Below are 13,741 nucleotides of genomic sequence, written 5' to 3'. Positions count from 1 at the left end.
CCGGCCACTACTCGAGGAGAGAAGATGACCAACGATTTCCCGATCGCCCTGGCCGGCGCCAAGGCCGAGACCCTGATGTGGGCCCGGCCGAATGAGGTCGAGCACGCTGCTCAGGACCAGCTGCGCAACATCTCCAAGCTGCCGTGGGTGCACGGCGTCCGGGTGATGCCCGACGTACATCTCGGCAAGGGCGCCACGGTCGGGTCCGTCGTCGCGATGAAGGACGCAGTCTCGCCGAGCGCGGTCGGCGTCGACATCGGCTGCGGGATGATGGCGGTCAAGACCTCCGTCATGACGAGCGACCTGCCCGACGACCTCGGCGCGCTGCGCTCGGCGATCGAGGAGGCGGTCCCGGTCGGGTTCCAGGCCAACGATGGCCAGGCCCGGGTGGTGCGCAGGGACCTGAAGCTGAAGGTCGCCTTCGACAAGCTCTTCGGCGGCTTCGAGGAGCTGCGGGCGCCGCGGCTCGAGGACCGGCACAAGCGTGCGATCGCGCAGTGCGGCTCGCTCGGCGGCGGCAACCATTTCATCGAGGTGACGTCGGACGACGACGGCATCGTGTGGCTGATGCTGCACAGCGGATCCCGCAACATCGGCAAGGAGATCGCCGAGCGGCACATCTACGCGGCCAAGGGGCTCGACCACAACCTCGGCCTGCCCGACCGCGACCTGGCGGTCTTCCTGGCCGGCACCGCGGAGATGGACGCCTACCTGCACGACCTCTACTGGGCTCAGGACTACGCCAAGCTCAACCGGCGGATCATGATGGCCACCGTCAAGGGCGTCTTCGCGCGTTTCTTCCCGTCGGTGGTGTGGGGCCGTGAGGTCAATGCCCACCACAACTACGTCGCCCGGGAGACGTACGACGGCGTCGACCTGGTGGTCACCCGCAAGGGCGCGATCTCGGCCAAGTCCGACGAGTTCGGCCTGATCCCGGGGTCGATGGGCACCGGTTCGTATGTGGTCCGCGGCCTCGGCAACGAGGCGTCCTACTGCTCCGCGTCCCACGGAGCAGGCCGGAAGATGTCGCGTACGAAGGCGAAGAAGACCTTCAGCGTCGACGACCTGGCTCGCCAGACCGAGGGCGTCGAGTGCCGCAAGGACGCCGGCGTCGTCGACGAGATCCCCGGGGCGTACAAGTCGCTGGAGAGCGTCATCGAGGCGCAGACCGACCTGGTCTCTGTCGAGGCGCGACTCCGCACCCTGCTCTGCGTGAAGGGCTGAGGTTGTGAAGCTGAGCGCGGCCTTTAGGTCACTCTCAGCTTCACAACCATCGGACGGCTCCTTCGGAAACCCGACCACCGGGTCGTGAGGGGCTCTAACGTAAATGCCCATGAAATCTCAGCAGGCGTTCCTGGCGACGGTCGTGGTGGTCAGCACGTTGCTCGTCGGTTGCGGCGAGACGGACGGGTCGGGTTCGGTGGCTGAGAAGTGGTCTCGATCAGGCGGTCCGGAGAGCGAGTTCCCGTCGGCGGGCTCCTGGACCGCAACCGATGACCTGTGGATCTACGCCAACATCGACTCCTCCCGGATCGAAGCCGTCCGTCTCGCCGACGGCAAGGAAGCCTGGCACCTGCCCCTCGAGGAGAACGTGTGCGAGATCTCGCCGGTGAACGACGCCGGGCTCGTCGCTGTGCGTGACCATCCCTCGGGCATGCACGGCTGTGACCGGGTCACGGTCGTCGACACCGCCGACGGAGACGCCTTGTGGTCGGCGACGTTCAAGTCGATCGGCGGACGATCCGAGGGTGGCGGCATGGTCGGGCTGACCGAGGAGACCGTGTCGGCCACGACCGAGTGCGCGGTCGAACGCTGGGACGCGACGACGGGCGACCCGCTGGAGCCGCTGCGGGCTCGTCAGGGCGCAGGCGAGCTGGGCGCGTTCGGATGTCGGGTGGCGACTACCGGTCCCACCGCTCTGGTTCCCGAATCGGACGGCATCAGCGGCTTCGACGTCGACACCGGCAAACGCCTGTGGACCGCCTCCGGCGACCGTCCGCACGTGGGTGCGGTCTATGCCGCCGATCCGATCGTCGCCGACGTCTGGATCGAGGGAGCCCAAGGCATTCGCACGGTCGACTCACGCACCGGTCAGATGGGGAAGGTCGTCGGCCGGTCCGTGGACGCTCCCGCCGCGACGCCGACCCTCGGGCTGGCCGAGGTCGTGGGAGACCGGATCGTCGGCGCCTACGACGATGAGCTGTCCGGATCAGACGCTGCCGCCGATGGCGCCGTTCGAGCGTGGGACCTGAGCTCGGGGACCGAAGAGTGGAGCCGGGCGAGCGAAGCCGGCGACACGTTCCTGGGAGCCGACGAGAAGGGCGTCTACGTCGGTCGTGACACCCGGTCCGGGGACGGCTATCGCCTGATCCGGCGTGATCTCGATGATGGCTCGGACGACGTCCTCGGCGCCATCGGGGTCGGTCCCGCGACGGTGACGAGGGTCGGTGACCTGCTACTGGTAGCCAGCGCCGACGCGGCGAGCGAGGACGGCGAGACGACGGCATACGTGCTGCCGTCGCCGGGGAGCTGAGGGGACTGGTGGGCGTAAACCGGTGACACCGGACGTACGCCGCTGGCCAAGAGACGCCGTTGTCCATCCACAGGCGTTGTTCGCGACGCGGTTTTCCACAGGTCCGAAGATCGCCGTTGCCCGGCCCTTGGCCGGTGCCGAGAGTGTCGTCCATGGGATATCAGACAGACTTCATCGGATACCTACAGGTGCTTCCTGCGCTCAACGAGAGCGAGCGGGCGCTGGTCGACAGGATCTCCGGCTCCATATTCCTGGATCGAAGCGTCACCGGATTGAGAAGTGTTGGTGACCAGGACGCGGCTCGGGCTGAGCTTCTCGGGATGGCCCCAAACGGCTGGTCGAACTGGACGTCGTGCCCGACCGGCTGCTGCCTCAGCTACGACGGAGGTGACAAGGCCAATCACATGATCCCGTGGTTGAAGTACGTCATGGCGACGTTCCTCGTGTCAGGGGCGAAGGCGGAGGGGCGAGCGGGATTCGAGGCCTTCACCTGCGATCACGTCCTCAACGGCATGGTCGTGGGATCGCGCCGCGACAACCGCGAGCTCTACGCGATCACGGTCCGCGACAACCAGGTCGAGGTAGAGATGCTCTGGCCGGGGGTGAAGGGCTGGAGCACTTACCCGCCGCTTGCCTACCAGAACGAGATCGACAGGTTCCGCGAGTGGGTCGTCGAGCAGCCGAGGCTTGACATCCCCGACGACCTCATGGGCTGGCGCGGGTGGTGAGGATCTCCGGCGGCGCCCGTGGTGGGCCCATTTCTTCGGCTCGGTGAACAAGGCATCATGGGTGGAGTTGATAGTGGGTACGCACGCGATGGAGGTGTCATGTCATCGGTCGAGTTCGAGCCGTCGACGGTCGGCATGCACCGGGAACGGATGTCGTACGCGGAATGGCAGGTGCTCCCCGAGGAGTTGCGGGCCGAGTGGGCCAACGGGTGGGCGGTGTGGCCGATGAGCCCGCCGACGTACGACCACGGCCGGGGCCAGGCGAAGCTGGCGGTGCTGTTCGACGTCGCGTTTCCCGACCTCTTTGTCGCCACGGAGTCGTTCCTGCAGCTTCCTGGAAGCCGCGTCCGATTGCCTGATGTGGCCCTGGTCGACCATGAGCCGGAGGGTGGCACCATCGTCGATCCTCCAGTGCTGGTGGCCGAGGTCATCTCGCCGAGCACACAGGGCCACGACTATGTGACCAAGTCGCACGAATATGCGACCGCCGGGATCGGGCAGTACTGGATCCTCGACCCACGGCAGCGTCGGCTGGAGGTCTTCGAACTGGTCGACGGTGAGTGGGTGTCGTTGCTCATGCTCGACGACGACACCCCTGGAGGCACCGTGACGGTAGGCGAATACGGATCGGTCGAGGTCGACGTACGGGCTCTGATGCGGCGAAAGACGGACGTCGCCGAGTGACATTTCGCGACCTCCGGCGTGTGTCGAGCGGCAAGTAAGGGTTGCCTTCGTTGAATCACGTCGGGGAATAACGTCACAATGGTGTTGTGAAATTCGACGAGAGCACTCTGCAGCCCGCAGAGACCAACGAGGAGAGCACCCGTCAGCGGGTCGCTCGCTCGCTGCTCGTCGACGGTCCGCAGACCGCTGCGGCGCTGGCGAAGCGGCTCGACCTGACGCCGGCCGCGGTCAGGCGCCACCTGGACGCCCTCGCCGAGGAGGACGCGGTGGAGCAGCGTGAGCAGCGCATCGCTTCCACGCGGGGGCGGGGCCGGCCGGCCAAGCTCTTCGCGCTCACCGACCAGGGTAGGGACGGCTTCGAGAAGAAGTACGACGACCTGGCGGTCGAGGCGCTGCGGTTCCTCTCCGAGGTGGCGGGCGAGGAGGCCGTGCGGGAATTCGCGGAGCGTCGCGCGGCGTTCATCAAGCAGGGACTGGATCGGATCGCCGCCAGCGAGACGGATCTCAGCCCCGCCGAGGTGCTCGCGAACGTGTTCACCGCCAACGGCTACGCCGCCTCCGTCAGGGAGCTGCCGCTGATCAACGGGCACGACGCCGGTGAGCAGCTGTGCCAGCAGCACTGTCCGGTGGCTCACGTCGCCCAGGAGTTCCCCGAGCTCTGCGAGGCGGAGACAGAGGCCATCGCGAAGCTGCTCGGCACCCACGTACAACGCTTGGCCACCATCGCCCACGGCGACGGTGTCTGCACGACGCACATCCCTCCTGGATCCTCCGGTCCCGGCGAAGTTTCGAAGAAGAAGGAGCAGGTCACGACATGACCTCCATCGAGGAGCTCAACCCTGAGCTGAAGGGCATTGGCAAGTACGAGTTCGGCTGGGCCGACTCGGACGTCGCCGGTGCTACGGCACAGCGCGGTCTCAACGACGCCATCGTCCGCGACATCTCCGGCAAGAAGTCCGAGCCGCAGTGGATGCTCGACATGCGCCTGAAGGGCCTCAAGCTCTTCGGCCGCAAGCCGATGCCCACGTGGGGCTCCGACCTCTCGGAGATCGACTTCGACAACATCAAGTACTTCGTGCGTTCGTCGGAGAAGCAGGCGACCTCGTGGGAGGACCTCCCCGAGGACATCAAGAACACCTACGACCGGCTCGGCATCCCCGAGGCGGAGAAGCAGCGCCTGGTCGCCGGTGTCGCCGCGCAGTACGAGTCCGAGGTCGTCTACCACTCGATCCGCGAGGACCTCGAGGAGAAGGGCGTGCTCTTCCTCGACACCGACACCGCGCTCAAGGAGCACCCGGAGCTCTTCCAGGAGTACTTCGGCACGGTGATCCCGGTCGGCGACAACAAGTTCTCCGCGCTGAACACCGCGGTGTGGTCGGGTGGCTCGTTCATCTACGTGCCCAAGGGCGTCCACGTCGACATCCCGCTGCAGGCCTACTTCCGGATCAACACCGAGAACATGGGCCAGTTCGAGCGCACCCTGATCATCGCCGACGAGGACTCCTACGTTCACTACGTCGAGGGCTGCACCGCGCCGATCTACCAGTCCGACTCGCTGCACTCCGCGGTCGTCGAGATCATCGTGAAGAAGAACGCCCGCGTTCGCTACACGACGATTCAGAACTGGTCGAACAACGTCTACAACCTCGTCACCAAGCGCGCCGTCTGCGACGAGGGCGCGACCATGGAGTGGGTCGACGGCAACATCGGCTCCAAGGTGACCATGAAGTACCCGGCCGTCTACCTGATGGGCGAGCACTCCAAGGGTGAGACGCTCTCCATCGCCTTCGCCGGCGAGGGTCAGCACCAGGACGCGGGCGCCAAGATGGTCCACGCCGCGCCGAACACCTCCTCCTCGATCCTGTCGAAGAGCGTTGCTCGCGGTGGCGGCCGGACCTCCTACCGGGGCCTGGTCCAGATCAACGAGGGCGCTCACGGCTCGAAGTCCAACGTCCTGTGCGACGCGCTCCTGGTCGACCAGATCTCCCGTTCGGACACCTACCCCTACGTCGACATCCGCGAGGACGACGTCTCGATGGGTCACGAGGCCTCGGTCTCGAAGGTCTCCGCCGACCAGCTGTTCTACCTGATGTCCCGCGGCATGGCCGAGGACGAGGCGATGGCGATGATCGTGCGCGGCTTCGTCGAGCCGATCGCCAAGGAGCTCCCGATGGAGTACGCCCTCGAGCTGAACCGCCTGATCGAACTGCAGATGGAAGGAGCGGTCGGCTGATGACCGCAGCTGTACAGGAGGCCCTGGAGCTCGGCAAGGTCGAGTCCCACCTCCACCCCGAAGGCTCTTTCGACGTCGACGCCCACGAGGTGCCGAAGGGTCGCGAGGAGATCTGGCGGTTCACCCCGCTCAAGCGCCTCAAGGGCATCCACGACTCGGCGCCCTTCGCTGACGGTGCGACGAAGGTCGACGTCGAGGCTGCCGCCGGAGTGAGCGTCGAGACCGTGGCGGCCGACGACGCCGTACGCGGCTCCTCGGGTCTGGTCCCGACCGACCGCGTCTCGGCGCGGGCCTGGGCGGCGTCGACCGGTGCCACCGTCGTGCGCATCCCGACCGACACCGTCATCGAGGGCGCGACCGTGATCCGTCACCACGGCACCGGCTCGGCGACCGCCGGCGCCGGTCACGCGGTGATCGTCGCGGAGAAGTTCGCCAAGGCGACCGTCGTGCTGGTCTTCGAGGGCTCTGCCGTCGTCGCCGACAACATCGAGATCGTCGTCGAGGACGGTGCCGACCTGACCGTCGTCTCCGTCCAGGACTGGGCGGACGACGCCGTCCACCTCTCCACCCAGCACGCCAAGGTCGGACGCGACGCCAACCTGAAGCACGTCTCGGTGAGCTTCGGTGGCGACGTCGTGCGCCACGACTTCACCGCCGAGTACGCCGGCCCCGGCGGCTCCGTGGAGGCGCTCGGCCTCTACTTTGCCGACGCCGGCCAGCACATCGAGCACCGTCTCTTCGTCGACCACACCGCCCCGAAGACCAAGTCCAACGTGGTCTACAAGGGCGCGCTGCAGGGCGAGAAGGCCCACGCGGTCTGGATCGGCAACGTGCTGATCCGCAAGGAGGCCGAAGGCATCGAGACGTACGAGGAGAACCGCAACCTCATCCTCACCGACGGTGCCTGGGCCGACTCCGTGCCCAACCTGGAGATCGAGACCGGCGAGATCGAGGGCGCGGGCCACGCGTCGGCGATCGGCCGGTTCGACGACGAGCAGCTTTTCTACCTGCAGAGCCGCGGCATCGCCGAGACCGAGGCCAAGCGCCTGGTCGTGCACGGCTTCTTCAACGACCTCATCCGCCAGATCGGCGTCCCCGAGCTCGAGGAGAAGCTGACGAGCACGGTCGAGGCCGAGCTCGCCAAGAACATCAACACTCTGATCACGAAGGACAACGTATGAGCACGCTTGAGATCAAGGACCTCACGGTCTCGGTGGAGACCGAGGACGGCCCGAAGGAGATCCTCAAGGGCGTCACGCTGACCATCAACTCCGGCGAGACCCACGCGATCATGGGCCCCAACGGCTCGGGCAAGTCCACCCTTGCCTACTCGATCGCCGGCCACCCGAAGTACACCGTCACCGGCGGCACCGTCACCCTCGACGGTGAGGACGTCCTGGAGATGTCTGTCGACGAGCGCGCCAAGGCGGGTCTCTTCCTGGCGATGCAGTACCCCGTCGAGGTCCCCGGCGTGAGCGTCGTCAACTTCCTGCGCACCGCGAAGACGGCGCTGGACGGCGAGGCTCCCAAGCTGCGTACGTGGGTCAAGGACGTCAACGGTGCGATGGACAAGATGCACCTGGACCCGACCTTCTCGCAGCGCTCCGTCAACGAGGGCTTCTCCGGTGGCGAGAAGAAGCGCCACGAGATCGCCCAGCTCGACATCCTCGACCCGGCCTTCGCGCTGCTCGACGAGATCGACTCCGGTCTCGACATCGACGCGCTCAAGGTGGTCTCCGACGGCATCAACGACTTCCGCGCCCGCGACGGCAAGTCGGTCCTGCTGATCACCCACTACACCCGCATCCTGCGCTACATCAAGCCTGACCACGTGCACGTCTTCGTGGCCGGCCGGATCGCGGAGTCGGGTGGGCCGGACCTCGCCGAGGAGCTCGAGGCCAGCGGCTACGAGCGGTTCACGAGCGCGGCGGTCTGACATGAAGGGTCTGCTGCCCGACCTGGATCTGGTCCGCAAGGACTTCCCGATCCTGGAGCGCACCTTCGACGGCGGCGAGACCCCGTTGGTCTACCTCGACAGCGCCAACACCTCGCAGAAGCCGCAGATCGTGATCGACACCATGGTCGACCACCTGGAGCGGCACAACGCCAACATCGCCCGGGCGATGCACCACCTGGGCGCTGAGGCGACCGAGGCGTTCGAGGGGGCGCGCGACACCGTCGCGCGCTTCCTCGGCGCGCCCGAGCGCGACGAGGTGATCTTCACCAAGAACGCCTCCGAGGGCCTCAACCTCGTCGCCAACACGGTGCCGCTGAGCCCCGGTGACGTGGTCGTGACCACCGAGATGGAGCACCACTCGAACATCGTTCCGTGGCAGCTCGCCACGCAGCGGTCCGGTGCGTCGTTGAAGTGGTTCGGGCTGACCGACTCCGGTGAGCTCGACCTGTCGAACATCGACGAGCTGATCACCCCGGCGACCAAGATCGTGGCGCTGACCTGGGTCTCCAACATGCTCGGCACCATCAACCCGGTCGCCGAGATCACCCGGAAGGCCCACGAGGTCGGTGCGCTGGTCGTCATCGACGCTGCCCAGGCCGCACCGGTGCTCCCGATCGACCTGGCGTCGATGGCGGAGGAGGAGCGTCCTGACTTCCTCGTCTTCACCGGCCACAAGGTCGTCGGCCCGACCGGCATCGGTGTCCTGTGGGGTCGGCGTGCCGCCCTCGAGGCGCTGCCGCCGTTCCTCGGCGGTGGCGAGATGATCGCGACCGTGACGATGGAGAAGGCGACCTACGCTCCGATCCCGCACAAGTTCGAGGCCGGCACCCCGCCGATCGCCGAGGCTATCGGTCTCGGTGCGGCGCTCGAATACCTGATGCACATCGGGATGGAGAACATCCACGCCCACGAGCAGGCGATCACGGCCTATGCGCTGGATCGTCTGGCGAGCGTGCCCGGTGTGAGCGTGCTCGGCCCGGACGACGCGGCCAAGCGCGGTGGCGCGATCTCCTTCGAGCTCGACGGAGTGCACCCGCACGACGTGGCTCAGGTCCTCGACTCCAAGGGCGTCGCCATCCGCGCCGGGCACCACTGCGCCAAGCCGGCCCACCAGCGGTTCGGCGTACAGGCCTCCAACCGGATGTCCTCCTACCTCTACACCACGCCCGCCGAGATCGACGCGCTGGTCGAGGGGTTGGAATACGTACGTAGCTTCTTCAAGTTGGACAAGTGATGACTGCCGCGAACCTCGAGAGCATGTACCAGGAGATCATCCTGGACCACTACAAGAACCCGCACGGAAAGGGTCTCCGCGACCCCTTCGAGGCGGAGGTTCACCACGTCAACCCGACCTGCGGTGACGAGATCACCCTGCGGGTGCACGTCGACGGCGGCAAGATCGAGGACATCTCGTACGACGCCCTCGGCTGCTCCATCTCGCAGGCCTCGGCCTCCGTGCTCAACGACCTCGTCGTCGGCAAGACGGTCGATGAGGCGCTGATCATCCACGAAGAGTTCCTGCGGCTGATGCAGGGCAAGGGCCAGGTGGAGCCCGACGAGGACATTCTGGAGGACGGCATCGCCTTCGCCGGCGTCGCCAAGTTCCCTGCCCGGATCAAGTGCGCGCTGCTGTCGTGGATGGCTTGGAAAGATGCCGCCGCCCAGGCAAACGAGCACGCGCTCGCTGAGGAGAAATGATGACTGAGACCGACCACAGCACACACGACCACGCCGGTCATGACCACGCCGGTCACGATCACTCCGAGCACGACCACTCGGGCCACGACCACTCAGGCCACGACCACTCGGGCCACGGGCACGGAGCCCCGGAGTGGCAGGGCATGCGTTCGTCCACGGTCGAGGGCGCGAGCCTGAAGATCGAGGACGTCGAAGAGGCGATGAAGGATGTCGTCGACCCCGAGCTCGGCATCAACGTCGTCGACCTCGGCCTGGTCTACGGGATCCACGTGGAGGAGCACTCCAACGTGGTCCTCGACATGACCCTGACCTCGGCGGCCTGCCCGCTGACCGACGTCATCCAGGACCAGACCTCGCAGGCCTTGGAGGGCATGGCCAGCGACGTGCACATCAACTGGGTCTGGATGCCGCCCTGGGGCCCCGACAAGATCACCCCCGACGGTCGCGAGATGCTGCGCGCCCTCGGGTTCAACGTCTGAAGGTCTCATCGGCGCTGACCTGCGGGATAAATTCGCAGGTCAGCGCCGATTCAGGTGCCAGTAACTTCTCGGCGCTCGGCCGAGCGTTTGAGGTTGTCTCGTGGCGACCTGAGTGGCCAATGGAGCCTTCAAACGGCCTGTGCGAGCAAGTGCGCGTTCTCCTGGTAGGCGGCGGTGAGTTTGACCTTGCTGAATCGCCAGCCGTGCTCGGTGCGAACTGCTTCATTGTCGTAGAACCCGACGACGAGCCAGCGGTTGAATCCGCCGCCGGAGACGTTGTCCCGGACCCAGTGTTCGGCGCGCACGTGCGCGTGAGCTCGCGCGCGGTCGCCGTCGATATCGATGACGTGTCCGGTGATGGCATGGTGGGTCGCGACGAACGGATCGAAGGATCCGCGGAGGATGTGGACGTATTCGTCGAGGGCTGTCTCTGTCGGCGGAATGCCTGCGACGGACTGGAAGTCGACGGTGAACGGGTCGGTGTGGACGAGGCGGGGTAGTTCGTCGAAGCTCTTCGTGTCTGCGATGTCGGCGTAGAGGCCAAAGAGTTCGACGATCTCGCTGCGGTCGGATTCCAGGGTCATGAGCGGTGTCTTCTCCTCAGTTGTCGGTGCCGGTCATGAATGTAGTCAGTGACAACAGTGTTGTCAATGACTACATCGGTCGCTATCGTGTCATCATGAACGTTCAGTCTGAGGAGCGGCGGTATCACCACGGGGATCTTCGGACCGCTCTGCTTGATGCGGCGGAGCGAAGCGTGCGCGACCACGGTGCTGCTCAGCTGTCGTTGCGAGACCTGGCTCGTGAGGTCGGAGTCAGCCATGCGGCTCCACGCAGGCACTTCGCCGATCGCCAAATGCTGCTCGACGCGTTGGCGGAGGCCGGCTTCGCCCGGTTGGGTGAGAGTATCCGGCGTTCCTTGGCGGAAGAGGGCGAAGAATTCGCTGCGCGCACGCGGAGCGCGGTGTCCGCGTTCGCCCATTTCGCGACCGAGAACTCGGCGTTGCTGGAGTTGATGAACTCGGCCAAGCACCAGGGCGCATCGAGCACCGCACGCGCTGGCCAGGCGGCGTTTGAGCCGATCGTCGAACTGATCCGTGAGGGCCAAGCCCAGAACGTCCTCGAAGCCGGCGAGCCGGAAGAACTCGGACTCATCCTGTACGCCACCGTCAACGGCATCACCATGCTTGTCAACACGGAGATGGTGCCCGCCGAGCGGCTAGACGAGCTCACCGACACCGCGGTTGCCCAGTTCCTTCGCGGGGCAGCTGGAGAGACGCGCGCCCTCGGGCTCAACGCCTGAGGTTGCGCCTGGCGTGGGAGTCCTGACGACTCCCACGCCGTCGTTTTCAGGCGACGCTCCTGGCGCGCTCGATCGCCTCCTGGCTACGCTTGTAGGGCTTGCGTCCGGGAATTCTGGGCTGGAGGCGGGGCTTTCCGCTCTCCAAGAGCACACCGCCCCAGACTCCCCACTCCCGCCGAGCGGTGCCGAGATCAAGACAGGTTTGACTCATCGGGCAGCCCGCGCAGACCTGCTGGGCCTCGGCGAGCTGGGTGAGGTCGTCGGGATGAAAGAGCTCCGGGTCTTCGCCCACGCAGGCCCACTCGTCGGTTCGGGGAGTCGGGTGCTTCAGCGTCAGCTCGTAGGTCTTGGAGCTGAAACCCTCTCCGAATAGCGTGATGATCTCCATCTCGTTCACCTCCTGGTGATGCTGCTGAACACGGAAAGGGCCGCTCCTCGTCGATCGGAGCGGCCCTGGTGGGTGCGGTGAGCACCTACGTCTGACGCGGCTCCATGCGCGCAAACTCCACGCCCCGGACCGGCTGGGTCGGGACGTCGTAGGTGTTGATGCACTTGCGCATGTCCTCAACGCTACTGACCGGATCCCTGCTCGGCCACCGGTTTGTTTGCCATAGTGAAGCCATGGACGTAGCTGCCCGCACCGCAGTCAACCGCCGTCTGCTCGCCGACTTCTTCGACAGCCTCGACGAGTCCCAGCTGGAGACCCAGAGCCTCTGCTCGGCCTGGACCGTGAGGGCGGTGCTGGGCCACAGCGCGATGCCGTTCTCGGTCGGGATCGGGCGCCTGCTGTGGCGTACGTTGCTGGCCGGCGGCTCGATCGACCGGGCCGCCGCCGCGATCGCGGAGGAGCAGGCGCGGCGGCCGGTCGCCGAGCTGACCGGGCTGCTGAGGACGTACGCCGAGAAGCGGGTGCCCGCACCCGGTGTCGGCCCGATGGGGCAGTTCACCGACCACTGCATCCACCTGCGTGACTGCGCCCGGCCGCTCGGTCTCGATGCGGACGTCCCGCTCGAGGACTGGCGGGCGGTGCTCGACTGGCTGCCGACCAAGCAGGCCTCGCTCGGGGTCGTCCCTGCCGGTCGGCTCGACGGGCTCGCGCTGCGTACGACCGACCAGGACTGGTCCTGGGGTGCCGGCGCGGAGGTGGCTGGCCCCAGCGAGGCCCTGGCGATGGCCCTCGCCGGTCGGCGGGCCGCGTTGGCGGACCTCGACGGACCAGGGGTGGCGAGGTTGCGAGAGCGGCTCGTCTGAGGAGGCCGACCGGCAGGTAGGCTCCGCGGACGTGGAGGCTCCCGGTCGGATCTGGTTCGGATACATCGCCGCGGTGGCGATTGCGCTGGTCGGGCTGGTGACGTTGGACCTGCTGGCGATCGGGCTCGCCGCGCTCGTGCTGGTCGCGACGGTGCTGGGGGAGTGGTATCGCGGTCGCCAGGCCGCCCTCGCCGTCGCGGCCCAGGACGCCGACCTTCCCGAGCTGGTCTCCCGGTGGGCCCGGGGCTGGGCCTACTCGCGGGGCTTCCCGCGTCCCGAGGCGGTCCCCGGAGGCGTACGCGTCGAGGTCAGCGAGCCGGGACGCCGGGTCGAGTGGGTGACGACCGACGCCCCGGACACCCTCGCCGGTCTGGTCGACACGGCCCGGGCCACGCCGGAGGCCTGGTTGTCGGTGGTGACCGACTCGCCCGGCGGCGTACGTCCGTGGTTCGCCGAGGGCGGGCTGCAGGTCGACGGGGAGGAGGCGCTGATGTCTATCGACCTCGCGGACCACGGTTCGCGGGAGCTCCCGGACGGCTACCGTGCCGAGGTGGAGCGCGAGGGCGGCATCATCGTGGTGACGGTGCGTTCCGGGGAGACGGCCGCGGCCACCGGACGGATCGCGGTCATCGGCACCGACGCCGTCGCCGACCGGATCCAGACCGATCCTGAACATCGTCGCCGTGGGCTCGGGGGCGCGGTGATGGGCCTGCTGGTCTCAGCGGCCCGAGAGGCGGGCGCAGTCCGCGGTCTCCTGGTCGCCAGCGAGACGGGCGAGCCCCTCTACGCCGGCCTCGGCTGGCACGCCGAGGCCCGTGTGGTGATGGCTCGATCGGCCGCGCCACCGACGTCAGTCGAGTCCCGCCACGGCTAGG

General features: G+C 67.0%; 16 protein-coding genes. 14 read left to right on the top strand and 2 right to left on the bottom strand.

Translation table 11 applies throughout. The annotated features are described in order from the left end of the window. Positions 1-24: 24 nt before the first annotated feature. The 11 genes from BJ988_RS12805 (at position 25) to BJ988_RS12755 (ending at position 10,312) form a co-directional block, all read left to right on the top strand. Entirely contained in the window at positions 25-1,224 is a 1,200-nt protein-coding gene (locus BJ988_RS12805) for an RtcB family protein (protein ID WP_179658342.1), read from the top strand. Between the two features lie 109 nt (positions 1,225-1,333). Beyond that, positions 1,334-2,533: an outer membrane protein assembly factor BamB family protein gene (locus BJ988_RS12800; protein ID WP_179658341.1), complete on the top strand. Its 1,200-nt coding sequence runs from the start codon at positions 1,334-1,336 to the stop codon at positions 2,531-2,533. Positions 2,534-2,685: 152 nt separating this feature from the next. Beyond that, positions 2,686-3,261, top strand: coding sequence for a hypothetical protein (locus BJ988_RS12795; RefSeq protein ID WP_179658340.1), 576 nt, complete (start codon positions 2,686-2,688; stop codon positions 3,259-3,261). Between the two features lie 99 nt (positions 3,262-3,360). Then, positions 3,361-3,945 (top strand): Uma2 family endonuclease, encoded by a 585-nt coding sequence (locus BJ988_RS12790; protein ID WP_179658339.1) that lies wholly within the window; start codon positions 3,361-3,363, stop codon positions 3,943-3,945. An 86-nt stretch (positions 3,946-4,031) separates the two neighbouring features. Further along, on the top strand, positions 4,032-4,763 hold the full coding sequence (locus BJ988_RS12785; RefSeq protein ID WP_179658338.1) for a helix-turn-helix domain-containing protein: 732 nt from the start codon (positions 4,032-4,034) through the stop codon (positions 4,761-4,763). Then, a complete protein-coding gene (sufB, locus tag BJ988_RS12780; RefSeq protein ID WP_179658337.1) occupies positions 4,760-6,178 on the top strand; it encodes a Fe-S cluster assembly protein SufB in 1,419 nt (472 codons plus the stop codon). The genes BJ988_RS12785 and sufB overlap by 4 nt, the downstream gene beginning before the upstream one ends. Beyond that, the gene (gene sufD, locus BJ988_RS12775) at positions 6,178-7,359 is read left to right on the top strand and encodes a Fe-S cluster assembly protein SufD (protein ID WP_179658336.1); all 1,182 of its coding nucleotides are present in this window, start codon (positions 6,178-6,180) and stop codon (positions 7,357-7,359) included. Before sufB ends, sufD begins: the two co-directional genes overlap by 1 nt. Continuing rightward, the gene (gene sufC, locus BJ988_RS12770) at positions 7,356-8,114 is read left to right on the top strand and encodes a Fe-S cluster assembly ATPase SufC (RefSeq protein ID WP_179658335.1); all 759 of its coding nucleotides are present in this window, start codon (positions 7,356-7,358) and stop codon (positions 8,112-8,114) included. The genes sufD and sufC overlap by 4 nt, the downstream gene beginning before the upstream one ends. Position 8,115: 1 nt before the next feature. Beyond that, a complete protein-coding gene (locus BJ988_RS12765; protein ID WP_179658334.1) occupies positions 8,116-9,369 on the top strand; it encodes an aminotransferase class V-fold PLP-dependent enzyme in 1,254 nt (417 codons plus the stop codon). Then, on the top strand, positions 9,369-9,833 hold the full coding sequence (sufU, locus tag BJ988_RS12760; protein WP_179658333.1) for a Fe-S cluster assembly sulfur transfer protein SufU: 465 nt from the start codon (positions 9,369-9,371) through the stop codon (positions 9,831-9,833). The genes BJ988_RS12765 and sufU overlap by 1 nt, the downstream gene beginning before the upstream one ends. Before the next feature lie 143 nt (positions 9,834-9,976). Continuing rightward, on the top strand, positions 9,977-10,312 hold the full coding sequence (locus tag BJ988_RS12755; RefSeq protein WP_179661478.1) for a metal-sulfur cluster assembly factor: 336 nt from the start codon (positions 9,977-9,979) through the stop codon (positions 10,310-10,312). A 128-nt stretch (positions 10,313-10,440) separates the two neighbouring features. Here BJ988_RS12755 and BJ988_RS12750 read toward each other — a convergent pair whose 3' ends face one another. Then, positions 10,441-10,896 carry a nuclear transport factor 2 family protein gene (locus BJ988_RS12750; RefSeq protein WP_179658332.1) on the bottom strand — a complete coding sequence of 152 codons (456 nt, stop codon included), beginning with the start codon at positions 10,894-10,896 and terminating at the stop codon, positions 10,441-10,443. Between the two features lie 5 nt (positions 10,897-10,901). On the opposite strand from BJ988_RS12750, the gene BJ988_RS12745 reads away from it, so the two are divergent. Then, positions 10,902-11,615 carry a TetR family transcriptional regulator gene (locus BJ988_RS12745; RefSeq protein ID WP_218860827.1) on the top strand — a complete coding sequence of 238 codons (714 nt, stop codon included), beginning with the start codon at positions 10,902-10,904 and terminating at the stop codon, positions 11,613-11,615. A 46-nt stretch (positions 11,616-11,661) separates the two neighbouring features. On the opposite strand, the gene BJ988_RS12740 is transcribed toward BJ988_RS12745, so the two are convergent. Further along, a complete protein-coding gene (locus BJ988_RS12740) occupies positions 11,662-12,003 on the bottom strand; it encodes a WhiB family transcriptional regulator (protein WP_179658331.1) in 342 nt (113 codons plus the stop codon). A gap of 233 nt (positions 12,004-12,236) precedes the next feature. On the opposite strand from BJ988_RS12740, the gene BJ988_RS12735 reads away from it, so the two are divergent. Together BJ988_RS12735 and BJ988_RS31340 are read left to right on the top strand one after the other, a co-directional pair. Then, a complete protein-coding gene (locus BJ988_RS12735; protein ID WP_179658330.1) occupies positions 12,237-12,866 on the top strand; it encodes a maleylpyruvate isomerase family mycothiol-dependent enzyme in 630 nt (209 codons plus the stop codon). Between the two features lie 31 nt (positions 12,867-12,897). After that, on the top strand, positions 12,898-13,740 hold the full coding sequence (locus BJ988_RS31340; RefSeq protein ID WP_179658329.1) for a GNAT family N-acetyltransferase: 843 nt from the start codon (positions 12,898-12,900) through the stop codon (positions 13,738-13,740). Position 13,741: the final 1 nt, after the last annotated feature.

This window comes from Nocardioides panzhihuensis (assembly GCF_013408335.1).
Lineage (GTDB): Bacteria > Actinomycetota > Actinomycetes > Propionibacteriales > Nocardioidaceae > Nocardioides > Nocardioides panzhihuensis.
This window is presented reverse-complemented; position numbering and strand designations above follow the sequence as displayed.

Coding starts and splice junctions, on each gene's coding strand:
- BJ988_RS12805 (WP_179658342.1), top strand. CDS start 25: ATGACCAACGATTTCCCGATCGCCCTGGCCGGCGCCAAGGCCGAGACC.
- BJ988_RS12800 (WP_179658341.1), top strand. CDS start 1,334: ATGAAATCTCAGCAGGCGTTCCTGGCGACGGTCGTGGTGGTCAGCACG.
- BJ988_RS12795 (WP_179658340.1), top strand. CDS start 2,686: ATGGGATATCAGACAGACTTCATCGGATACCTACAGGTGCTTCCTGCG.
- BJ988_RS12790 (WP_179658339.1), top strand. CDS start 3,361: ATGTCATCGGTCGAGTTCGAGCCGTCGACGGTCGGCATGCACCGGGAA.
- sufB (WP_179658337.1), top strand. CDS start 4,760: ATGACCTCCATCGAGGAGCTCAACCCTGAGCTGAAGGGCATTGGCAAG.
- sufD (WP_179658336.1), top strand. CDS start 6,178: ATGACCGCAGCTGTACAGGAGGCCCTGGAGCTCGGCAAGGTCGAGTCC.
- sufC (WP_179658335.1), top strand. CDS start 7,356: ATGAGCACGCTTGAGATCAAGGACCTCACGGTCTCGGTGGAGACCGAG.
- BJ988_RS12765 (WP_179658334.1), top strand. CDS start 8,116: ATGAAGGGTCTGCTGCCCGACCTGGATCTGGTCCGCAAGGACTTCCCG.
- sufU (WP_179658333.1), top strand. CDS start 9,369: ATGACTGCCGCGAACCTCGAGAGCATGTACCAGGAGATCATCCTGGAC.
- BJ988_RS12755 (WP_179661478.1), top strand. CDS start 9,977: ATGCGTTCGTCCACGGTCGAGGGCGCGAGCCTGAAGATCGAGGACGTC.
- BJ988_RS12750 (WP_179658332.1), bottom strand. CDS start 10,896: ATGACCCTGGAATCCGACCGCAGCGAGATCGTCGAACTCTTTGGCCTC.
- BJ988_RS12740 (WP_179658331.1), bottom strand. CDS start 12,003: ATGGAGATCATCACGCTATTCGGAGAGGGTTTCAGCTCCAAGACCTAC.
- BJ988_RS12735 (WP_179658330.1), top strand. CDS start 12,237: ATGGACGTAGCTGCCCGCACCGCAGTCAACCGCCGTCTGCTCGCCGAC.